Annotated in this window: 1 pseudogene; it reads left to right on the top strand. The window is 49.3% G+C overall.

Going from position 1 to position 288, the window contains the following annotated elements:
- A pseudogene (locus ACQ5DJ_RS30075) lies at positions 1-288 on the top strand (integrase); the annotation flags it as partial.

Raw genomic sequence — 288 nt, 5'->3', positions numbered from 1 at the left:
TGAATGATGTGGCATACCAAAAGCAAACGCATGTGAACAGGTTTGTCGACCGACCGAACACATACGTCTTACAAGAAAATGGAGACGGAACGGTCTCGATCGTCCCAGCCTGGCAGCAGATTGCAGGAACGCCAGTGGATGAATATAGGCTGAATCATATGGAAGACGGAATTGAAGGGGCGCACTTGCTGTTTGGACGATTAGAACGACGGGTGACTCGGGTAGAAGCCTATCTTGATTTAGACAGTCATGATGTAGAAGGAGCGCAAGCGAGATTTGCCGACACCT

Origin of the sequence: Brevibacillus sp. FIR094 (assembly GCF_050477165.1) — a bacterium.
In the GTDB taxonomy this organism is placed as follows: Bacteria; Bacillota; Bacilli; order Brevibacillales; family Brevibacillaceae; genus Brevibacillus.
This window is presented reverse-complemented; position numbering and strand designations above follow the sequence as displayed.